This window comes from Arthrobacter sp. CP30 (genome assembly GCF_053470025.1).
Genome location: NZ_JBQEMM010000001.1, coordinates 505,898 through 525,457 on the forward strand (window position 1 = coordinate 505,898; position 19,560 = coordinate 525,457).

17 protein-coding genes are annotated in these 19,560 nt (G+C 69.6%); 5 read left to right on the top strand and 12 right to left on the bottom strand.

Translation table 11 applies throughout. The features are described 5' to 3' along the window. Positions 1–32 precede the first annotated feature (32 nt). Positions 33–1,331, top strand: coding sequence for an aminotransferase-like domain-containing protein (locus ACTIMO_RS02540; protein WP_448181388.1), 1,299 nt, complete (start codon positions 33–35; stop codon positions 1,329–1,331). A 3-nt stretch (positions 1,332–1,334) separates the two neighbouring features. Here ACTIMO_RS02540 and ACTIMO_RS02545 read toward each other — a convergent pair whose 3' ends face one another. From ACTIMO_RS02545 to ACTIMO_RS02565, 5 genes are all read right to left on the bottom strand, one after another. Continuing rightward, positions 1,335–1,559 (bottom strand): hypothetical protein, encoded by a 225-nt coding sequence (locus ACTIMO_RS02545; RefSeq protein ID WP_157365712.1) that lies wholly within the window; start codon positions 1,557–1,559, stop codon positions 1,335–1,337. Between the two features lie 9 nt (positions 1,560–1,568). Continuing rightward, complete coding sequence (locus ACTIMO_RS02550; RefSeq protein ID WP_448181389.1) at positions 1,569–3,347, bottom strand: dihydrolipoamide acetyltransferase family protein; 1,779 nt, start codon at positions 3,345–3,347, stop codon at positions 1,569–1,571. 9 nt (positions 3,348–3,356) lie between these two features. Continuing rightward, positions 3,357–4,331, bottom strand: a complete 975-nt coding sequence (locus ACTIMO_RS02555; protein ID WP_055766623.1) for an alpha-ketoacid dehydrogenase subunit beta — start codon at positions 4,329–4,331, stop codon at positions 3,357–3,359. Next, entirely contained in the window at positions 4,331–5,551 is a 1,221-nt protein-coding gene (pdhA, locus tag ACTIMO_RS02560; RefSeq protein ID WP_448181390.1) for a pyruvate dehydrogenase (acetyl-transferring) E1 component subunit alpha, read from the bottom strand. Before pdhA ends, ACTIMO_RS02555 begins: the two co-directional genes overlap by 1 nt. A gap of 135 nt (positions 5,552–5,686) precedes the next feature. Continuing rightward, positions 5,687–6,847, bottom strand: a complete 1,161-nt coding sequence (locus tag ACTIMO_RS02565) for a histidinol-phosphate transaminase (RefSeq protein ID WP_448181391.1) — start codon at positions 6,845–6,847, stop codon at positions 5,687–5,689. 172 nt (positions 6,848–7,019) lie between these two features. Here ACTIMO_RS02565 and ACTIMO_RS02570 point away from each other — a divergent pair, with 172 nt between their 5' ends. Beyond that, complete coding sequence (locus ACTIMO_RS02570; RefSeq protein WP_448181392.1) at positions 7,020–9,242, top strand: DUF4082 domain-containing protein; 2,223 nt, start codon at positions 7,020–7,022, stop codon at positions 9,240–9,242. Positions 9,243–9,258: 16 nt separating this feature from the next. On the opposite strand, the gene ACTIMO_RS02575 is transcribed toward ACTIMO_RS02570, so the two are convergent. Together ACTIMO_RS02575 and ACTIMO_RS02580 are read right to left on the bottom strand one after the other, a co-directional pair. Next, positions 9,259–10,524 (bottom strand): hypothetical protein, encoded by a 1,266-nt coding sequence (locus tag ACTIMO_RS02575; RefSeq protein ID WP_448181393.1) that lies wholly within the window; start codon positions 10,522–10,524, stop codon positions 9,259–9,261. Then, positions 10,521–10,826 carry a hypothetical protein gene (locus ACTIMO_RS02580; RefSeq protein ID WP_055766613.1) on the bottom strand — a complete coding sequence of 102 codons (306 nt, stop codon included), beginning with the start codon at positions 10,824–10,826 and terminating at the stop codon, positions 10,521–10,523. Before ACTIMO_RS02580 ends, ACTIMO_RS02575 begins: the two co-directional genes overlap by 4 nt. 124 nt (positions 10,827–10,950) lie before the next feature. On the opposite strand from ACTIMO_RS02580, the gene purB reads away from it, so the two are divergent. The 3 genes from purB to ACTIMO_RS02595 all read left to right on the top strand — a co-directional run bounded on the left by purB (position 10,951) and on the right by ACTIMO_RS02595 (position 14,835). Continuing rightward, positions 10,951–12,381, top strand: coding sequence for an adenylosuccinate lyase (purB, locus tag ACTIMO_RS02585; RefSeq protein WP_448181394.1), 1,431 nt, complete (start codon positions 10,951–10,953; stop codon positions 12,379–12,381). 61 nt (positions 12,382–12,442) lie between these two features. Continuing rightward, positions 12,443–13,309: an endonuclease/exonuclease/phosphatase family protein gene (locus ACTIMO_RS02590; protein ID WP_448181395.1), complete on the top strand. Its 867-nt coding sequence runs from the start codon at positions 12,443–12,445 to the stop codon at positions 13,307–13,309. Between the two features lie 83 nt (positions 13,310–13,392). After that, positions 13,393–14,835, top strand: a complete 1,443-nt coding sequence (locus ACTIMO_RS02595) for a lipase maturation factor family protein (RefSeq protein WP_448181396.1) — start codon at positions 13,393–13,395, stop codon at positions 14,833–14,835. Here ACTIMO_RS02595 and ACTIMO_RS02600 read toward each other — a convergent pair. The 5 genes from ACTIMO_RS02600 to ACTIMO_RS02620 form a co-directional block, all read right to left on the bottom strand. Continuing rightward, positions 14,827–15,372, bottom strand: a complete 546-nt coding sequence (locus ACTIMO_RS02600; protein WP_448181397.1) for a 2'-5' RNA ligase family protein — start codon at positions 15,370–15,372, stop codon at positions 14,827–14,829. The genes ACTIMO_RS02595 and ACTIMO_RS02600 overlap by 9 nt on opposite strands. Before the next feature lie 121 nt (positions 15,373–15,493). Further along, positions 15,494–16,408, bottom strand: a complete 915-nt coding sequence (locus tag ACTIMO_RS02605; RefSeq protein ID WP_422390823.1) for an FHA domain-containing protein — start codon at positions 16,406–16,408, stop codon at positions 15,494–15,496. A gap of 14 nt (positions 16,409–16,422) precedes the next feature. Continuing rightward, the gene (locus ACTIMO_RS02610) at positions 16,423–16,677 is read right to left on the bottom strand and encodes a hypothetical protein (RefSeq protein WP_422390824.1); all 255 of its coding nucleotides are present in this window, start codon (positions 16,675–16,677) and stop codon (positions 16,423–16,425) included. Positions 16,678–16,812: 135 nt separating this feature from the next. Next, positions 16,813–17,796, bottom strand: a complete 984-nt coding sequence (locus tag ACTIMO_RS02615; RefSeq protein ID WP_448181398.1) for an aldo/keto reductase — start codon at positions 17,794–17,796, stop codon at positions 16,813–16,815. Positions 17,797–17,805: 9 nt separating this feature from the next. Continuing rightward, positions 17,806–19,488 (bottom strand): cryptochrome/photolyase family protein, encoded by a 1,683-nt coding sequence (locus ACTIMO_RS02620; protein WP_448181399.1) that lies wholly within the window; start codon positions 19,486–19,488, stop codon positions 17,806–17,808. Positions 19,489–19,560: the final 72 nt, after the last annotated feature.

The window sequence follows — 19,560 nt, forward strand, 5'->3', positions numbered from 1 at the left end:
CCTGATGGTCAACACGCGCCTAGACTCTGGGCGTGACGTCCTCCAGCGAAGCCTCCGCCGACCTCCTGCCCGCCGAGACGGAAGCAGCCCTCGAACGCGCCGTCGACTCCGCAGCACGGCACGATCCGCTCTTCTCCGTGCGCGCGGCGAACATCAAGCAGTCGGCCGTCCGCGACGTCTTCGACATCTCGATCCGCCCCGGCCTCGTCTCCCTGGCCGGCGGCAGCCCCTACCTGAAGTCCCTCCCCCTCGAGGACCTCGGCCGTACGGCCCAGAAGATCATCGCCGAGCACGGCCTGGAGGCGCTGCAGTACGGCGGCGGGCAGGGCATGGCGGAACTGCGCTCTCTCGTCTGCGACGTCATGGCCGCCGAGGGGATCGTGGGCGCCAGCCCCGACGACATCGTCATCACCACCGGATCGCAATCCGCCCAGGACGTCGCCGCCAAGGTCTTCTGCGATCCCGGAGACGTGATCCTCTGCGAGGACCCCACGTACGTCGGCGCCCTGAACACCTTCGAGGCCTACGAGGTGGATGTCGTCACCGTCCCGATGGACGAGGACGGACTGATCCCCGACGAACTCGAGCGCATCATCGGCGAGCTCGAGGCGGAGGGGCGCACCATCAAGCTGCTCTACACGATCCCCAGCTTCAACAACCCGAGCGGCATCACCCTGGCCGCCGACCGCCGCCAGCGCGTCGTCGACATCTGCCGCGCGCACACGATCCTGGTCCTCGAGGACAACCCCTACGGCATGCTCCGCTTCGACGGCGAGCCCCTCGAACCCCTGCGCGCGGCCAACCCCGAGGACGTCATCTACCTCGGCTCGTTCTCCAAGATCTTCGCGCCCGGTGTGCGCCTGGGCTGGGCGCTGGTGCCCAGGCACCTCTACCGCCGGTTCTACCTGGCCTGCGAGGCGGTGGTGCTCTGTCCGTCGCCGCTCACGCAGATGCTCGTCACCGCCTATCTCACGGAGTACGACTGGCGCGGCCACCTGCAGTCCATGCGCGGCCTCTACCGCGAACGGTGCGAGGCCATGCTCGGCGCCCTCGCCGCCGAGCTGCCGGACGGCGTGCACTGGACCACGCCCGACGGCGGCTTCTTCGTCTGGGTCACCCTGCCCGAGGGGACCGACACCTATCCCCTGCTCTACACCGCCATCGACGCCGGCGTCGTCTTCATCCCGGGTGCCGCCTTCACGCCGTCGGACGAGCCGTCGAACAAGCTGCGCCTGGCGTTCAGCGCCGTGTCCCCCGAGGACATCGTCGAGGGCGTCCGGCGTCTCGCGCCGATCCTCCGCGATGCCATCACCGGTCTCCGGACGCCCTAGGGGTCAGCGCGGTGGGCGCCTCTGCTGGCGGAACGTCACCGTGATCGAGATCAGCGCGGCGACGATCACCAGGATGGACAGGCGGGCGATCGTGTCCAGCCCCGGGAAGGCGAGTTGCAGGAGGCTCGAGGCGATGAAGCCGACGACCACGACCAGCAGCAGCCTGCTCAGCGGGTACCGGGCGCGCGGTCGACGGCCGGGATCCTGCCCCGGCAACTCCTGGTTCATGCGCCAACCCTAGTCGAGGAGCAGCGCGGGTTCCTCGAGGATCGAGGCGACGTCCGCCATGAAGCGGGCACTGAGATCCCCGTCCACCACGCGGTGGTCGAAGGACCCCCCGAGGGTCGTGATCCACCGGGGGATCACCTCGCCGTCGAGCACCCAGGGTTTCTGCTTGATGGTGCCGAAGGCCACGATCGCCACTTCCCCCGGATTGATGATGGGCGTTCCCGTGTCGATGCCGAGGGCGCCGATGTTCGTGACGGTCAGCGTGCCGCCCTGCATCTGGGCAGGCTGCGTCCTGCCCGCCCGCGCCGTCGTCGCCAGCTCGTTGAGGGCCAGTGCGAGTTCCTTCAGGGAGAGATCCTGCGCATCCTTGATGTTCGGCACCATGAGGCCCCGTGGCGTGGCGGCGGCGATCCCGAGGTTCATGAAGTGCTTGACGAGGATCTCGTCATCGGACCAGGTCGCGTTGACGGAGGGGTTCCGTGCAGCAGCCCAAATGACCGCCTTGGCGAGGATCAGCAGGGGCGAGACCTTGATGCCCTCGAAGTCCCGGCTGGCCTTGAGTCGCTTCACGAACTCCATGGTGCGCGATGCGTCGACGTCCACGAAGATGCTGACGTGCGGCGCGGTGAAGGCGCTCTGGACCATCGCCCTCGCGGTGGCCTTGCGGACGCCCTTGACCGGGATGCGCTCGATGCGGTCGCCCCCGAGGAGCTTGCGCTCCGACCAGAAGGAGTCGGCGCCGTCCTGCTCCGCGTCACGCTGCGACTGGTAGCTCATGAGGTCCTGCTTCGTGACCTCGCCGGCGGATCCGGTGGCCGGGACGTCGGCGAGGTTGATGCCGAGGTCCCGCGCCGCCTTCCGGACCGGTGGCTTCGCCAGGACGCGATTGATGAGCTGGTTGAGCGGGTTCACCCGGCCCTGCGCGCTGCCGCTGCCGGACGGCACCGGCGTCGCGCTGGGCGCCTGCTGTCGATCTGCCGCCCCCGGGCCGGCTGAGGCCGGCGGTGCGGGCGCGACCGTCACGGTGGACTGCCCGTCGGCGGGCTGCTGGGAGCTTCCCGCCGCCCGGTCATCGCTCCTGCCCGGATGGCCGGCCGCCGACGCGGCGGACACGGCCCGGGCCGGGCCGGACGGTGACTTACGGGGGCGGCGTTTGACGGCGTCGGCCTTCGGGCCCGTCCCGACGAGGGGGCCGGGCACCGGATCCGCGGAACCCGATCCTGCTGCCCTGTCCCCTCGCGTTGCTGCGGGGCCTGCGCCGGACGCGGCATCACCGCCGGCCGCGGAGTGACCTCCGGTGACCGGTGCGGAGCCATCGCCGCGAAGGGCTCCTGCCTGCGGGCCTGCCAGTTCTCCCGGCATCTCCGGCACGGGGACCTGGCCCTCGGTCGCGGTGGCCGGGCGTGCCTCGCTCCCGGCGGGCTCGTCTGCCGGTACCTGCGCGTCGCGGCCGTCCGAACCGTCGGGCCGAGGCGCCGCCCCGGACGTCGGCGCAGTCACGGCGGAGCCGCCACTGCCGCCACTGTTGCCGCTGCCGGACGGTCCGGTGCCGTCCTCCACGGAGATGATCGGCGTCCCGACCTCGATCGTCTCGCCCTCCGGCACCAGCAACTCGGAGACCGTGCCCTCGTAGGGCGAGGAGAGCTCGACGAGGGACTTCGCGGTCTCGATCTCGCAGATGATGTCGTTGACGGACACGGCTGCGCCCGGCGCCACCCTCCACTGCACGATCTCCGCCTCGGTGAGGCCTTCACCGACGTCGGGCAGGTTGAACGTCTTCAGCGTCATGGTGGTCCTTCAGTATGCGAAGGCACGGTCGAGTGCCTCGAGGATGCGGTCGATGTCGGGCAGGTACTGCTCCTCCACACGGGCGACCGGATAGGGCATGTGGAACCCGCCCACACGGATGACGGGCGCCTCGAGGGACAGGAACGCGCGCTCGGAGATACGCGCGGCGATCTCGCCGCCGATCCCGCCGAAGGTCGGGGCCTCGTGCGCGACGATCAGCCGCCCGGTGCGGGTCACGGACTCGGTGACGGTGTCGAAATCGATCGGCGAGATGGACCTGAGGTCGATGACCTCGACGCTCCGCCCGTCCTCCTCGGCAGCGGCGGCCGCCGCCAGCGCCACGGGCACCAGCGGACCGTAGGCGACCACCGTCGCATCGGTGCCACGGCGCAGGACGTGCGCGGTGAACGGATCACCGACGGGTGCCCCCGTGTCCACCTCGCCCTTGAGCCAGTACCGCCGTTTGGGCTCGAAGACGATCACCGGGTCCTCGCAGCTGACGGCCTGCTGGATCATCCAGTAGGCGTCCTGGGGATTCGAGGGCGTGATGATCCGCAGGCCGGCGGTGTGGGCGAACAGCGCCTCCGGCGACTCCGAATGGTGCTCCACGCTGCCGATGCCACCGCCGTAGGGGATGCGGATGACCACGGGGGCACTCAGCATCCCGTCGCTGCGGGTGCGCAGCTTGGCGAGCTGGGTGGTGATCTGGTTGAATCCCGGGAACACGAAACCGTCGAACTGGATCTCGCAGATGGGCCGGTAGCCGCGGAGGGCGAGGCCGATCGCGGTGCCGATGATCCCTGACTCGGCGAGCGGGGAGTCGACCACGCGCATCGCGCCGAAGTCCTTCTTCAGTCCGTCCGTGACCCGGTACACGCCTCCGAGCTCACCGATGTCCTCCCCCATGAGCAGGGTCTTCGGATCGTTCGCGAGGGACGCGCGAAGCCCCTCGTTGATCGCCCTGGCGATGGTCATGGTCGCCATCAGGCGTGCTTCCCTTCGTCGGCGAAACCGGACTCGTACTGCTGGAAGAACCGCTGTTCCTCCTGCACGAGTGGGTGCGGCTCGGCGTACACGGCCGCGAAGCGGCTTTCCAGATCCGGCGCGGTCATCGACAGCACGGCCGCCCGGAGGTCCGAGGCCATGACCCGGGCCTCGTCCGCGAGCCCCTCGAAGAAGGCGTCGTCGGCGAGTCCGGCGGAGCGCAGATAGGTCTCGAGGCGGGCCAGCGGGTCCCGGGTCCGCCACTCCTGCTCGTCACCGGACAGCCGGTACTTGGTCGGGTCATCCGCGGTGGTGTGCGCACTCATGCGGTAGGTGTACGCCTCGATCAGTACCGGCCCCCTGCCGGTCCGCGCGTGCTCAAGGGCCCAGCGGGTGACGGCCTCGACCGCGAGGACGTCGTTGCCGTCCACGCGGACGCCCGGGAAACCGTACCCCTCGGCCCGCTTCGCCAGCGGCACGCGCGTCTGCACCGTCGAGGGCACGGAGATGGCCCACTGGTTGTTCTGGCAGAAGAACACGACGGGTGCATCGAAGGACGCCGCGAACACCATGGACTCGTGGATGTCGCCCTCGGAGCTGGCTCCGTCGCCGAAGTAGGCGACGGATGCCGCCTGCGGCAGGGAAGGATCGGCGAGCTGGTCCCGCTGGATCCCCATCGCGTAGCCCACGGCGTGCAGGGACTGCGCGGCGAGCACCAGCGTGTAGAGGTGGAAGTTCCGCTCCCGGGGATCCCAGCCGCCGTTGGTCACGCCGCGGAAGAGACGCAGGATCTCGGACAGCTCGACGCCGCGGGTCAGCGCGACGCCGTGCTCGCGATAGGTCGGGAAGGCGTAGTCCTGGGCCTCCATGGCGCGGCCCGACCCGATCTGGGCGGCCTCCTGACCGGTGAGGGGGACCCAGAGGGCCAGCTGCCCCTGCCGCTGCAGGGCGGTGGACTCCTGGTCGAAGCGGCGGACCAGGTACATGTCCCGGTAGAGCGAGAGCAGGTGCGGTGCGTCCGACGTCGAGAGGTAGGGGGCGAAGTCGACGAGCTCACCGGCGATCCCGGCCGTCATCCCGTCGGCCAGCCGGCCCTCCGGATCGAGGATCCGGAGCATGTCCGGCTCGGCCTGACGGTCCTGCCCGAGTTCCGCCGTGCGCGCCGCGCGCTCGACCTCCTCGACCTCGAACTCCGCTGTCGGCAATCGACCGCCGTTCATCCCTAGCTCCTCATCCGACCTGCACATTCCATGTGGGGAATGTATGCCATCAGTCATACACCGGAGAACATATCTTCCGGTGACATCCTGACCAAGACTAGTCAGCGCGGGCCGACGGGCCTATTTAAGACGGCGTCAGCCTTCCGCTGGACGGTGCGGGAAGTCTCTGCACAGCGCGAGGAAACGGGTGTTCGCGGCCTCCTCGCCGATCGAGACCCGAACCCCCTCGGACCCGAAGGCACGGACGGACAGGGCATGCTCGCCGGCCCGGACGGCGAAGTCCTGGGTGTGCTCGCCCAGGGCGAGCCAGACGAAGTTCCCCTCGGCCTCCGGGATGGTCCACCCCAGGTCCCGAAGGCCCGCGACCACCCGGATGCGCTCGTCGACGATGCTCTGCACGCGCACCTCGACCTCGTCGATGTGGCGCAGGGACGTCACGGCCGCGTGTTCGGCGATCTGGGAGACCGCGAAGGGAACGGCGCTGACTCGGAGGTGGTCGGTCAGGGCCGGCTGGGACACGGAGTATCCGACGCGCAGCCCGGCCAGCCCGTGCGCCTTGGAGAAGGTCCGGAGCACGATCACGTTCTCGTACTCTCGATAGAGCTCGATGCCGTCGACGGCATCGGACCTGCGGACGAACTCCTGGTACGCCTCGTCGATGACGACGACGATGTGGGCGGGTACCTTCTCGAGGAAGCCGACGACGTCGTTCCGGGTGAGGACCGGCCCGGTCGGATTGTTGGGCGTGCAGAGCATGACCACCCGGGTGCGGTCGGTGATCGCGGCCGCCATTGCGTCCAGATCGTGGGTGCCGTCCGGGCGGACCGGCACCTGCACTCCCGCGGCGCCGGCGAGCCCGACGCTGATGGGATAGGCCTCGAAGGAACGCCACGCGTACACGACCTCGTCGGGGGCGTCGAAATCGTTCTGGCCCGCGAAGGTCGCCAGGATCTGGTTCAGCGCGCCGAGGCTGCCGGCCCCGGTGACGATGTCGGTCGCAGGGACGCCGAGGTAACCCGCGAGCTCGGTCCGGAGGGCCGTGGTCATCGGGTCGGGGTACCGGTTGACCGAGGTCTCGGAGGCGATCGCCTCCAGCACGGCCGGGAGGGGCGGAAGGGGGTTCTCGTTGGAGGACAGCTTGAAGCTCTCCAGGCCCTCCACCACCACGGGCGGCTTGCCCGCGGCATATCGCGGGAGCTTCCCGAAGACGCCGCGTGGGCGCAGGCCCTGGTTCGTGCTGCCCGCGGTGTCCCGCCCGGAGGTGGACGGTGCCGGGGAGTCGTCGATCGAAGTCATGGCCATAGCCTAGACCCGCCCTCCGCGCACGGGCGTCCGGGCCCGATCCGGCATTCCACACCGAGCCCCCGCGTCGCGCCCGGGAGGGCGTATCGCGAACGCCCCGGCAGGGACTATAGTTCCTGCAACCGTGATCGTTGCTGGGGTGGCACCTATCGCAGGGAAGGCTGACATGACCCGTCCGCAGCGTCCGCACTCGTTGGCCCGCACCACCTGGTTACAGGCATCGATACTGGGAGCATTACTGGCAGCAGGGCTGCCGGCCCTCATGAGCGACGCGGCGGCCGCCGAGACCACGCTCCCCGCTGAGGGCTGGAACTGCTCCGCAGGATTCGTTGCCGTGACGTTCGACGACGGTCCGGACATCTCCGCCCGCGATCGGACATCCTGGATCCTGGATACGCTCGGCGCCTACGGTGCCCATGCCACGTTCTTCGATCTCGGCGAACGGATCAACGATCCGAATCAACGGACGCGCCCCGACCTCGTCCTCCTTGAAGAGGCGGAAGGCCATGTGGTGGGTAACCACTCATGGGACCATCCCAACCTCACGACGGTAAGCAGCGCTGAAGTACAGTCACAGCTCGTGCGGGCGAATGAGGCCATCACTGGAGCCGGGGTGTCGCAGCCTGCACTGTTCCGTCCTCCCTACGGCAGCACGAATGCGGGAATCGCCTCGATCGGAGAGTCCTTGGGACTCCGCGAAGTGCTATGGGACGTGAACAAGGGCGACACAGCCGCGACGAGTCCCGCTGCGGTGTCGGAGCCCGTGCTCGCCGCGATCCGGTCCGGCAGTGTCATCGTCCTGCATGACTGGGCCCCCTATACCGCAGAGGCGCTGCCGGCGATTTTGGACGGGATGAAGGCCCGGAAGCTGTGCCCCGGCCTGCTGGCACCGTCGGACACCTACAACGCACAGATCCGCAGCTACGCCAAGGTCGTCGTCGATCCCAAGGGCCCCGGTGAATCCACGCCGGAGGAGTGCCCCTGCTCCATCTTCGATCCGACCCAGGTTCCGTCCGTCCTGGCGGCATCCGCCACGGGACCTACCGAAGTGGGCGTCCGCTTCGCAACGGACGTGCCAGGTGTCATCACCGCCGTCCGCTTCTACAAGGCGTCGTCGAATACCGGCGCGCATCCCGTCCGTCTCTGGTCCAACGGAGGGTCCCTCCTCGCTTCAGTGACGACCGGCACAGAAACGGAGTCGGGCTGGCAGCAGGTCGAGATACCCGGTGGTGTGCGTGTCCGGGCCGACACCCCATACGTGGCGTCGTACTCCGCGCCGGTCGGCCGGTACTCGCAGTCCGTGAACTACTTCACGGCAGCGGTCGGGTCATCGCCCCTGAAAGGCCTGGCCAGCACCACCGGCGCCGGTAACGGCTTGTATGCGACGGCGATCGGCGCATTTCCCACCCGTACGTACAACGCCAGCAACTACTGGGTTGATGTCGTGTTCGTCCCCGACAGTGCCCCTCCTATGACGGAACCGATCGTCGCCCGGGACGACTCGGCGTCGACCTCCTTCCAGACGACGTTCTCAGCGACGACGCCGGGTGTGCTGTCGAATGACACCGGCAGTGGTCTGTCGATAGCGCGGTGGACGCAACCCGCGAACGGCTCGGCCTCCATGAGCCCGACCGGCGGCTATACCTACACACCCGCCTCCGGATTCAGCGGGTCCGACTCCTTCACCTACACGGTCAGCGACTCCGCCGGATCGGTCGGGACCGCTACTGTCAGGATCGACGTTGCTGGACCGGCGACGGTGGTTGCACAGGATACGTTCACGAGGAGGGTCAACAGCGGATGGGGAACTGCTGATCTGGGCGGTTCCTGGACGCCGGGCAGCTCAGTTCTGAGCGTCGATGGCCAGCAGGGACTGATCGCCATCATTCCTGGCCGGACTCGGCAGGCATTCCTCACTGGGGCGGGTGCGCGCGACACCAACACCACGGCGACCGTCCAGCTCGACGGCGCACCAGGCGGAAGTGGAGCGTACGCGAGCATCAGCAGTCGTCGTGTCGCAGAATCCGTCGAGTACCGGGGCACGGCCCGGATTTTGGCGAACGGCTCCGTCAGCGCGCTGATCTACCGCATGAACGGCTCTGCCTCCGAGACGGTCCTCGGTCAGGAAGTCACGGTTCCCGGCCTGACTACCGCACCCGGGTCGGCGCTTTCCCTGCGGTTCACGACCACGGGTACCAGCCCGACGAAGATGGCCCTTACCGTGTGGCGGAGCGGGACCGCTGAGCCCTTACCGCTGATCACGACGACGGACAGCGCAGCAGCCCTCCAGGTGGCTGGGCAGACAGGACTGACGGCTGCACTGTCCTCCAAGAGCACAACGGGGGTGACCTTCCGCTTCGACAACGCGCTGGTGTCCACCAGTCAGTGATGGCCGCTCTCATAGCTCAACGATCAGGTGGACCCGGCAACGGATCCGGTCTCCGGACCGCGGTGAAGGAGGACCGTCGGGCCGAGCCGCGCGTAGCGGCCGAAGCGAGGAGTGACGTGGCGGGACCCAGCGACGGCGCCGTGCTGGCGTCGACCAGACGTGCCCCCGCTGCGTAGTTCCCGAGCTTGTGCGCCGGACCCAGCCCCCAGGGTTCGACCGACCCGTCCGCCTCCCGTCCCAGCGGCGGTACCTGGTGGGTCAGGGTGATGGTGGTCCGGTGGGGATCGTCGGGGTTGGGGATCGCGTCGAGGAGGGGGACCGGGTCCACCGCATGCTCGAGGTGCAGGTACTCGGTGTCGGCCGTCGTGTGCCAGCCCGTGGGCGAGCCGACCGTCACGACCAGCTGCACGTCGTACGACGCACCGAGACCGGCCTCGCGCGCGAGGTTGACGGCATGGATCCCGCCCTGGCTGTACCCCGCCAGGATGAGTGCGTCCCCCGCCTGTGCCCCCGCCCGACGCAGCGCTTCGCGCACTGCGGCCTCCGTGTGGCGGCTGTCCACCGCGAGCGCCTCGGCGACGCCCCCGGCGTCGAAGGGATTGCTGCCGCGCGCGTCGCCGACCAGCCCGGACTGCGTTCCGGGCAGCACCACCAGATGGACCGGCTGCATCTGCGTACCCAGCCGCAGCACCTCGAACACGCCGGGCCCCTCCGCCTCCACGGCGGAGATCCGGGCGACGACGCCCTCGATCGACCCGTCGAAGGCGACGATGTCCGAGGCCGTCCCGGAGACCCCGCCGGGTGCCTCCAGCAGGTCGATGGGCCCGACGTCCAGCGCGCCGCGATGGATGGCCTCACGGGCGAGGGCCCGCGCCGTCACCACCGATGCGCGGCGCGCCGACTCGGTCGCTGCACGGGCCGCATCATCCGCCCAGGCATAGGCGTCCACGGCAGATCTCAACCTCCCGGCCGTCCCGGCGAGGGACGCCGCGCCCCCCATGGTCGAGTACAGGGAGGCGCCGACCTGCCCGCGTGCCTCCTCGTAGATCGCTCCGGCGCCCACGCCCGGCGGCAGGAGCTGCACCTGACGCCACGGCAGCTCGGCGACCTCCGCATCGAGCTGGGCGAGCGCCGTGGCGACCGCGGCGGTGTCCGATGCGAGCAGGGACAGGACGCTCGCGGCGTGGTCCAGTTCCTCCCACTGGAAGCGGATCCCGCCCACACCTCCGCGGATCAGCAGCGAGCCGTCGCCGGGATCCGCGGGCCCGAGCAGCCGCGTCACAGCCCTGCCCCGCGCTGCAGCTCCTCCGCCGCGCGGAGGAGGCGGCCGTACTCGCCCAGGAGACGGGCTGCGGAGTGGAGCAGCTCGATGGTGCCCGAGAGCTCGCTGCACCGCTCTACCAGGTACGTGCGGAAGGCGCCGCCCGCGGGCGAGTCCCAGGAGAGGAGGGAGACGGACAGCGCGTGGCGCCGCACATCGGTCAGGCTCTCCGCATGACGGGTCAGGGCTGCCTGGATCGCCAGCGCGTCGTCGCCCGCGCCGCTCCCCGGACCGCGCGTGCCGCCCTCCCCGCCACTGTCCATGATTCGTCCCCCTCTCCCGCCCTGTACGTCCACGCTAGGAGCCCGGCAGACAGGCCACCGGAGGGCGGCCGGGTATGTGGACAGGCCGTGAGGAACCGCCCCCGCTCCATGGAAGGATGGAGCCATGGCTGACTCCGCACTCTCCCGGGTTGAATTCGCTGCTCTGTCCCGAGGGGAGGGAACGTCGCTGACCCTCGGCCCCCTCGACGGCCGGTACCGTGACGCCGTGGCGCCCCTCGTCGACTTCCTGTCGGAGGCGGCCCTCAACCGCGATCGCGTGCACGTCGAGGTGGAGTGGCTCATCCACCTCACGCGTCACTCCGTCCTGCCCGGTACCGAGCCACTCACCGCGGACCAGGAGGAACGGCTCCGCGCCGTGGTCACCTCGTTCGACGCCGCCTCGGTCGCGGAGCTCGCGGAGATCGAAGCCGTCACGGTGCACGACGTCAAGGCGGTGGAGTACTTCATCGGACGGCGCCTGGACGGGATCGGCATCGGACACCTGAAACCGCTCGTCCACTTCGGCTGCACCTCCGAGGACATCAACAACCTCTCCTACGCGCTCGGGATCAAGGGCGCCGTCACCGAGGTCTGGCTGCCGGCAGCGCGCTCACTCGTCGCCTCGATCGCCGATCTGGCACGCTCGTCCCGCGAGACCCCGATGCTCTCCCGGACCCACGGCCAGCCGGCGACACCGACCACGCTCGGCAAGGAGATGGCCGTCGTCGCCCACCGCCTGACGCGCCAGCTGGACCGCATCACGGCCACGGGGTTCCTCGGCAAGATCAACGGCGCCACCGGAACCTATGCGGCCCACTACGCCTCCGTCCCGGACGCCGACTGGGAGGGCGTGGCCCGGACCTTCGTCGAGGGCCTCGGCCTGACCTGGAACCCGCTGACCACGCAGATCGAATCCCATGACTGGCAGGCCGAGCTCTACTCCGACGTGGCCCGCTTCAACCGGATCCTGCACAACTTCTGCACGGACGTGTGGAGCTACATCTCCATCGGCTATTTCGCGCAGGTCCCGGTGGCCGGCGCCACCGGGTCCTCGACGATGCCGCACAAGGTGAACCCGATCCGCTTCGAGAACGCCGAGGCGAACCTGGAGATCTCCTCCGGCCTGCTGGACGTGCTGTCCTCGACGCTCGTCACCTCCCGCTGGCAACGCGACCTCACCGATTCCTCCAGCCAGCGCAACATCGGTGTCGCCCTCGGCCACTCCCTCCTCGCCGTCTCCAACGTGGCCAAGGGGCTCGCGAGGCTCGATGTCGCGGAGGACGTGCTGGCAGCAGACCTCGACGGCAATTGGGAGGTGCTCGGCGAGGCGGTGCAGATGGTCATGCGAGCCGAGGCGATCGCGGGCGTGCCGGGACTGGACGACCCCTATGAACGCCTCAAGGACCTGACCCGCGGCCGGCGGGTTGACGCGGCCCGGATGCGCGAGTTCGCGAGCGGGCTCGGGCTGAGTGCGGAGGCCGAGCAGAGGCTGCTCGCGCTGACGCCCGCCGGCTACACCGGTATCGCGGCTCGGCTCGTGGACCATCTCGGCTGACCGCGTACCGGCGCTCCGCCGGGCAGCAGTCACGATCCCCGTGCCGCACCGGAAAGGCTCCATGCCACGAACACCACCTGCCCCGCCGCTCATCAGGGCCGGCAGGAGCTCCCTGCACGTCATGACCTTCAACATCCGCTACGACCGTCCTGCCGCCCGGCCCGGGGACATCGACTACTGGCCGGACCGCATCCCGCCGCTGCAGGACGTGCTGCGGCGCGAGGTGCCCACGGTCCTCGGCGTACAGGAGGCACTCCACCACCAGCTCGTGGTCGTCGAGGCCGCTCTCCCCCCGCGGTACCGCATGATCGGGGCCGGGCGTGACGGTGGGAGCCGGGGTGAGTACTCCGCGATCTTCTACGACGCGCGCCGCCTGCAGCTCATCGAGTGGGACCAGTTCTGGCTGTCCGACACCCCGAAGCTGATCGGCTCCTCGACGTGGGGTAACGGCGTGCCGCGGATCGCGACGTGGGGCCGCTTCCGGGACACCTCGACCGACCGCGAGATCCTGCTCGTCAACACGCACTTCGACCACGAGTCGGATCTCGCGCGGATCCGGAGCGCCGCCGCCGTGCTCGACCTCGTCACGTTCTTCCGCCCCCGGCTGCCCACCATCGTCATGGGTGACTTCAACTCCGACGCCGGCACCTCGTCCGCCTATCGGAGCTTCCTGGACTCGGGCGTGCTCGGCGACGCCTGGGTCCGCGCGGACGAACACCTGACGCCGGACCTCGGCACCTTCCCGCGCTATGAACGGCCGGTCGACGGCGGGCGCCGCATCGACTGGATCCTCACGACGCCGGACGTCCTCGTGCGGCAGGCCGCCGTCAACACCTCCACCCTCGACGGCCGCTGGGCCAGCGACCACGCGCCCGTGCAGGCCCTCGTCGAGATCCCCGCAGGGGGTCGGGCGCCGCCTACCCCGTGACGCCGCGCTAGCAGACACGCCCGCTGCTCGGGACGCCGATGTCCTGTTGACCCCGGCGTCGGGCGGACCGGACCCTTGACGGCATGGAGTGGGTGACCGGGGTCCTTGCCGCGGAGGACTACGAGGTGGGCCGGCAGATCGTGCAGCGCGGGGTCGCTGCGGTCTACCTGATCGCCTTCACCTCGGCGCTGAACCAGTTCCCCGCCCTCCTCGGGGAGCGGGGACTGCTGCCCGTGCCCGAGTACCTCCGGCGGGCGGGCGACCGCGTGGGTCCCACGCTCTTCCGCCGCGGATACACCGATGACCGGCTCCGTGCCGTGGCCTGGACCGGCATCGTCCTCTCGGCGCTCCTGGTCCTCGGGCTGCCGCAGGCAGGCCCGCCCTGGCTGCTCCTCGTCGCCTTCCTGGTGCTGTGGGGGCTCTACACGTCGATCGTGAACGTGGGGCAGGTGTTCTACGGGTTCGGGTGGGAGAGCCTGTTGCTGGAGGCCGGGTTCATCGTCGCGTTCCTCGGGTCGGACGAGGTGGCACCGCCGTTCCTCGTCCTGATCATGGTCCGCTGGCTCGTCTTCCGTCTCGAGTTCGGCGCGGGCATGATCAAGATGCGCGGCGACCGCTCATGGCGTGACCTCACCGCCCTGGACTACCACCACGAGACGCAGCCGATGCCGAACCCGGCCAGCCGGTTCTTCCACCTCCTGCCGAAGCCCCTGCACCGCGTCGAGGTGGCCGGCGACCACGTCACGCAGCTCGCGGTGCCGTGGCTGCTGTTCGCTCCCCAGCCCCTCGCGGGGATCGCCGCCCTGGTGATGATCCTGACGCAGGGCTGGCTCGTGGTCTCGGGCAACTTCGCCTGGCTCAACACGCTCACCATCATCCTGGCCTTCGCGGCCGTACCCGACTCGTTCTACGCCGCGGTGGTCTCCGCCGTCGATCCCGGCGGCTCCTACCAGCCGACCCCGCTGTGGTTCACGATCGTCGTCGTGCTCGCCGTGCTCGTGCTCGCTTACCTGAGCCGCCCGGCCCTCGTGAACCTCTTCGCCCGGCACCAGTTGATGAATGCCGGCTTCAACAGGTGGCACCTCGGCAACGCGTACGGGGCGTTCGGCAGCGTCACGAAGGTGCGCTACGAGGTGGTCGTGGAGGGCACGCTCGACGACGCCGGTCCGGACGCGCACTGGCGGGAGTACGGGTTCAAGGGCAAACCCGGCGACCCGGCGCGCAGGCCACGGCAGTTCGCGCCGTACCACCTGCGCCTGGACTGGATGATGTGGTTCCTCGCGCTCGGATCCGAGCGCGGATGGTTCACGCCGTTCCTGGTCAAGCTCCTGCAGGCCGATCCGCAGACCCTGGGACTCCTCGCGGAGGACCCGTTCGACGGCGCCCGTCCGCGGTACGTGCGGGCGCGGATCTTCCTCTACCGTTTCGGCAGCCGACGCGAGAAGCGGGAGACGGGCCTGTGGTGGATCCGGGAGCCCCAGGGGGTTCTCGTCCGGCCCGCCTCACTGCGCGCCGAGTCACCCTGACGCCTGAGGAGCTCCTCCGCCGCCGAGCAGGATCAGGCGCTTCTCCTTGGCATCCCACCGCCGCACGATCCCGGCTGCAAGCCGGACCGGAGGGCTGTCCCTGAGCAGCTCGAGCGCTGTGCCCAGCTGCTCGGCGGTCAGGCCGTGACCGAGCGTGATGTGGGGCGTCCAGGCTCCGCTGACGGTGGTCGGCACGGTCTCCTGGACGCCGTCGAGCGCGCACCAGATGCGCCGGTGCAGGCCGGTCAGTGCCGTGCCCGCGACGATCTGCCGCGCCAGGACGAACTTCCGGCGCGTGGGGAACACCAGGAAACCGGCGGTCCTCAGGTCGGGGGCGGGTCCGCCTGACGCAGCGGCGAGGTCGGCGTCGTACCGGTCGTCGATGCGCGCGGCCGCGGCGAGCGTGATGTGCGGGGCATTGCTGAAGGACTGGTGCCGCGACTGGTTCGGCAGGCCCGCGTCCTCGAGCGCGGCCCAATCCTCGAGGACGCGGAGGTCGGAGGTCGGGTCCAGCAGTAGTTCGATGCTATCGGCCATGCCGCGCACCCCCTCCCGCCGGTCCCGTCACGGCCGGGCTCATTCCTGCCCGGCCCCCCTGCCCGACGTCATCGCCGAACTCCCCGACCCGACACGCGCCGGTGGTTCGGCGCACGCCGGGTCAGCGCGGCCGGCGGAAGTCGCCGACCCCGGCCGAGCCGTCCACCTCGGTGGCACCCGTGCGCGGGTTGCGCTGCGGACGCTGATACGAGAGCTCGCCACCGTTGCGTCCGCCGAAGGGCCTTCCGTGGTCGGCGTACTCCTCGCGGAAGAACGCGAGCGCCCACTCCCCGAGCTGGATGCGGGCACCCGTTCGGAGGATGGACTGCTCCTTGCCGTTGACGCTCCCCGTGATGACTCCGTGCGGCACCAGGACGTACTCGTCGTCCTCGGTGTGGATGACCTCCGCGTGCAGCTCGTCGAGGCCCGTGAGGCGGAGCGTCGCGTCCTCGCCGCTGCCGATCGTGGTGCGGTCACCGAGGAGTTCGACCTCCCGCGGCACCTGCCCGTCCCACGTCTCGGAGTTCTGCACGAAGATGAGCCGTGGACGCCCGCTCCCGTGCAGGTAGTGCGTCGTCGTGATGGTCCGCTTGATCCTCCGGTTCACGGTCGGCACGAGGGGGAACGGCGTGCCCGGAGGGAGGATCGACGGCGTGTCACCCTTCTCCAGGGCACGCCGGCCGATGCCGAGCAGCGGCGCGAGCGTACCGGGCGAACCGAGGCGGATGTGCGGCGAGCGCGTGATGAGGCGCTGCGCCATCGAGGACTGTACCGCGCCGAGACTCACCAGCAGGCCCTTGGGCCCGCTGACCGAGATGGCGAGGCCGCGATCCGCGAGTTCCTTCGCGATGGAACGCACCTGACCGAGCCCCGGCAGGTTGTTGCCGCGAAAGGAGGCCGGGTCGTCCACGAAGACGTCCACGGTGCTCCCGGCGGCCTTCACGGTGCCGGAGAGGCGCGCTTCCGGCTTGCCGTCGACCGCGGGCTCGCCCAGCGAGAAATCGATGTCAATGTCGAGCCTGAGTGTCGAGGCCATCGTGGTCCGGCGGATCAGCTCGCGTGGGGGTCGGAACCGCTGGCGGCGTTGTCACTCGTGGTGATCCGCAGGGTGCCGTTGAACTTCCAGGTCGCACGCGGGGCATCGGGGCCGATGTCCCGCGGGACCTCGATGGTCATGTCCTGGAGGGTGTAGTTGATGGCTGCGCCCCGTCCGGTCAGGTAGGACCACATCTCCTCCGCGAGATCCGTCCAGTCGCGGATGGTGTGGGACTCGCCGGTGCCAGCGCTTGAGGTGTTTTCAGTCATGTCGATTCCTTCGTCGGTGATCCAACAATGACAGACGTCCTCTAACTCCGTCTGACCTGGTGCTCCCCACCCTAGCGGAGGGTCAGGCCGACCGGAACCCGCCCGCGCAGGGGCCGGCGGATCCTGGTCCGGCGGCTACCACTTCGGGTGGACCGTGGCCCTGAAATGGCGGTCGTAGATGGCAGCGACGGCGTCGTCCATGCCGGCGGCGACACCGGCGGACCCGGCGGCCGCCGCGTTGGCGCGCGCCTGCTCCGGGGTGCGAGCGCCGGGGATGACCGTGCTGACGCCGTCCTGCGCGATGATCCACGCGAGCGCGGCCTGCGCCGTCGTGACGCCCTCCGGGACCAGCTCCGCGAACTCGCGGGCGGCCTGCAGGCCCGTCTCGTAGTCGACGCCCGAGAAGGTCTCCCCGACGTCGAAGGCGGCGCCGTTCCGGTTGTAGTTGCGGTGGTCGTTCTCGGCGAAGGCGGTGCCCTTCGTGTACTTCCCGGACAGCAGACCCGAGGCGAGCGGCACGCGGGCGATGATGCCGACCCCGGCCGCCTTCGCCGCGGGCAGCACCTCGTCGAGGGGCTTCAGCCGGAAGGCGTTGAGGATGATCTGCACGCTCGCGGTGTTCCCCCGGGCGATGGCGGCCAGGGCCTCGTCGGCCCGCTCGACGCTCACGCCGTAGTTCCTGATGACGCCGTCGGCCACGAGGGTGTCCAGCGCGTCGTAGACCTCGTCGGAACTGTAGACGGCGGTGGGCGGGCAGTGCAGTTGCACGAGATCGAGGGCATCGACGCCGAGGTTGGTCCTCGACCGGTCGATCCACTGGCGGAAGTTCGAGAGCGTGTAGTTCTCCGGCGTCTGGTCCACCCGGCGGCCCATCTTGGTGCCGACGAGGATGTCGAGGTCCGGGTTGTGCCTGAGGAAGCCGCCGATCGTCGACTCGCTCCTGCCGTCGCCGTAGACGTCCGCCGTGTCGAAGAAGGTCACGCCGGCCTCGACCGCGGCATCGAGCACCGCGACGGCGTCCTTGTCCGCCACCTCGCCCCAGTCCGCGCCGAGCTGCCAGGTGCCGAGGCCGATGACGGAGACGGGACGGCCGGTTCTTCCGAGAATTCTCTGTTCCATGCTCGAAGACTATAGGCCGGGCAACGTGGCCTCCGTCATCGACGTCGCCTGCGCCATCCGACGCTCGACAGCGGACCGCTCCCCGGACGACGGTTCCTCCTCGAGGGGTGCGCGCGCCTTCGTGGGCGTCCGGGCCGGCTGCGTCCCGGCGTCGTTCCCCGCCCCGCCGACGCCGTCCTCCGCGGTCGGTCCCGATCCTCTGCCGGGGATCCAGCGGGCGGCCTCGCCGCGCAGGGACACGCGCCGTTCGGTGTCCATCTTGTCCAGCAGGTTCACGCTCATCCGCGAGCGCGGGTTGCGGGCGAAGAGCTCCCGATGGTCGGCCACGAACTCCCAGTACAGGGCATCCCAGCTGAACCGCCAGGGGCCCTCGCCGAAGTCGCTCATCGTCCGGATGTAGTTGCTGCCGCTGACGTAGGGCTTCGTGGTGATCATGGCGCCGGCCGCGTACTGGCTCATGGCGTAGACGTTGGGCACCATCACCCAGTCGTACGCATCGATGAACATCTCCATGAACCACTCGTAGACGGCGTCGGGCTTGGCGCGCATCAGCAGCGCCGCGTTGCCGAGGATCATGAGGCGCTCGATATGGTGCGCGTAGGCCGTGTCGAGGATGCGCGTGATGACGGAGTCGACCGGTTCGAGCCCGGTGTCACCGGTCCACCAGCGCTCGTCCAGATCCGCGGTGAACCCGAGGGTGTTCCCGGCGCGCATCTCCCTGCCCCGCAGCACGTAGGAGGCCCGGATGTACTCCCGCCAGCCGATGACCTGCCGGACGAAACCCTCCACGCTCGCGATGGGCGTGCCGTGGCGCCCGGCGAAATCGAGCGCGAGGTCCACGACCTCCACGGGGTTGAGGAGTCCGGTGTTCATGCTGGAACTCAGGGCGGAGTGGAACAGGTAGGTCTGCCCGACGGCGATCGAGTCCTCGTACGGACCGAACAGCTCGAACCGCTCCGCGAGGAAGGACTCGAGGGCGTCGAAGGCCTGCCGATGGGTCACGGGCCAGTTGAAGGACTCCGCGTTCCCGGGATTGTCGGGGAACTCTGCGGCGACCCAGGCGATGGCGTCCCGGACCTCCGGCGGGCGGTCGAATTCCGGCAGGTCCGGCAGCTCGATCTTCTTCGGCAGCTTCTTGCGGTTCTCCGTGTCGTAACTCCACCGCCCGCCCTCCGGGGACCCGTCGGGGCCCACCATGATGCCGAGCCGCTTGCGCTGCCACTCGTAGAACGTCTGCATCCGCCAGGTGTGCGAGGAGAAGTAGGTGCCGAGGACCTCGCGGTCGGTGATGAACTGCGGCGTCTCGAGCACGCGGACCTCGACGCCGGCATCGGCGAGCGTCTGCGTCAGCCGCCGGTCGAGCCAGTCGTCGACGACGTCGTAGTAGGTCACGACGGTCGCTCCGCACCCGGCCAGGGCGGCGGCGAGACGCTCCTGGCTCGGGGTGTCCGCCGAGGTGTCCACATAGTGCACCTCGTACCCGGCGGCTTCCGCGCGCCGCGCGAAGATGGTCATCCCCGCGCGGTGCAGGACGAGTTTCTGCTGGTGGAATCGGAGGCTGCGGAACAGGAGGTCATCCTCGAGGAACACGAAGAGCGTGCCCTCGGGTGCATCGAGGTGTTCCTCGAAGAGCTGGTGGGGAAGGACGAGACGGACGTGCACAGGGCCTGCCTTCCTGGTGCGGGCGGTCATGGGACGCCATGCTAGTGCCCTCCTCCGACAGGCCTTCCGATGCTTGACTGTAAGCATGCTGAGTGGTTCGGT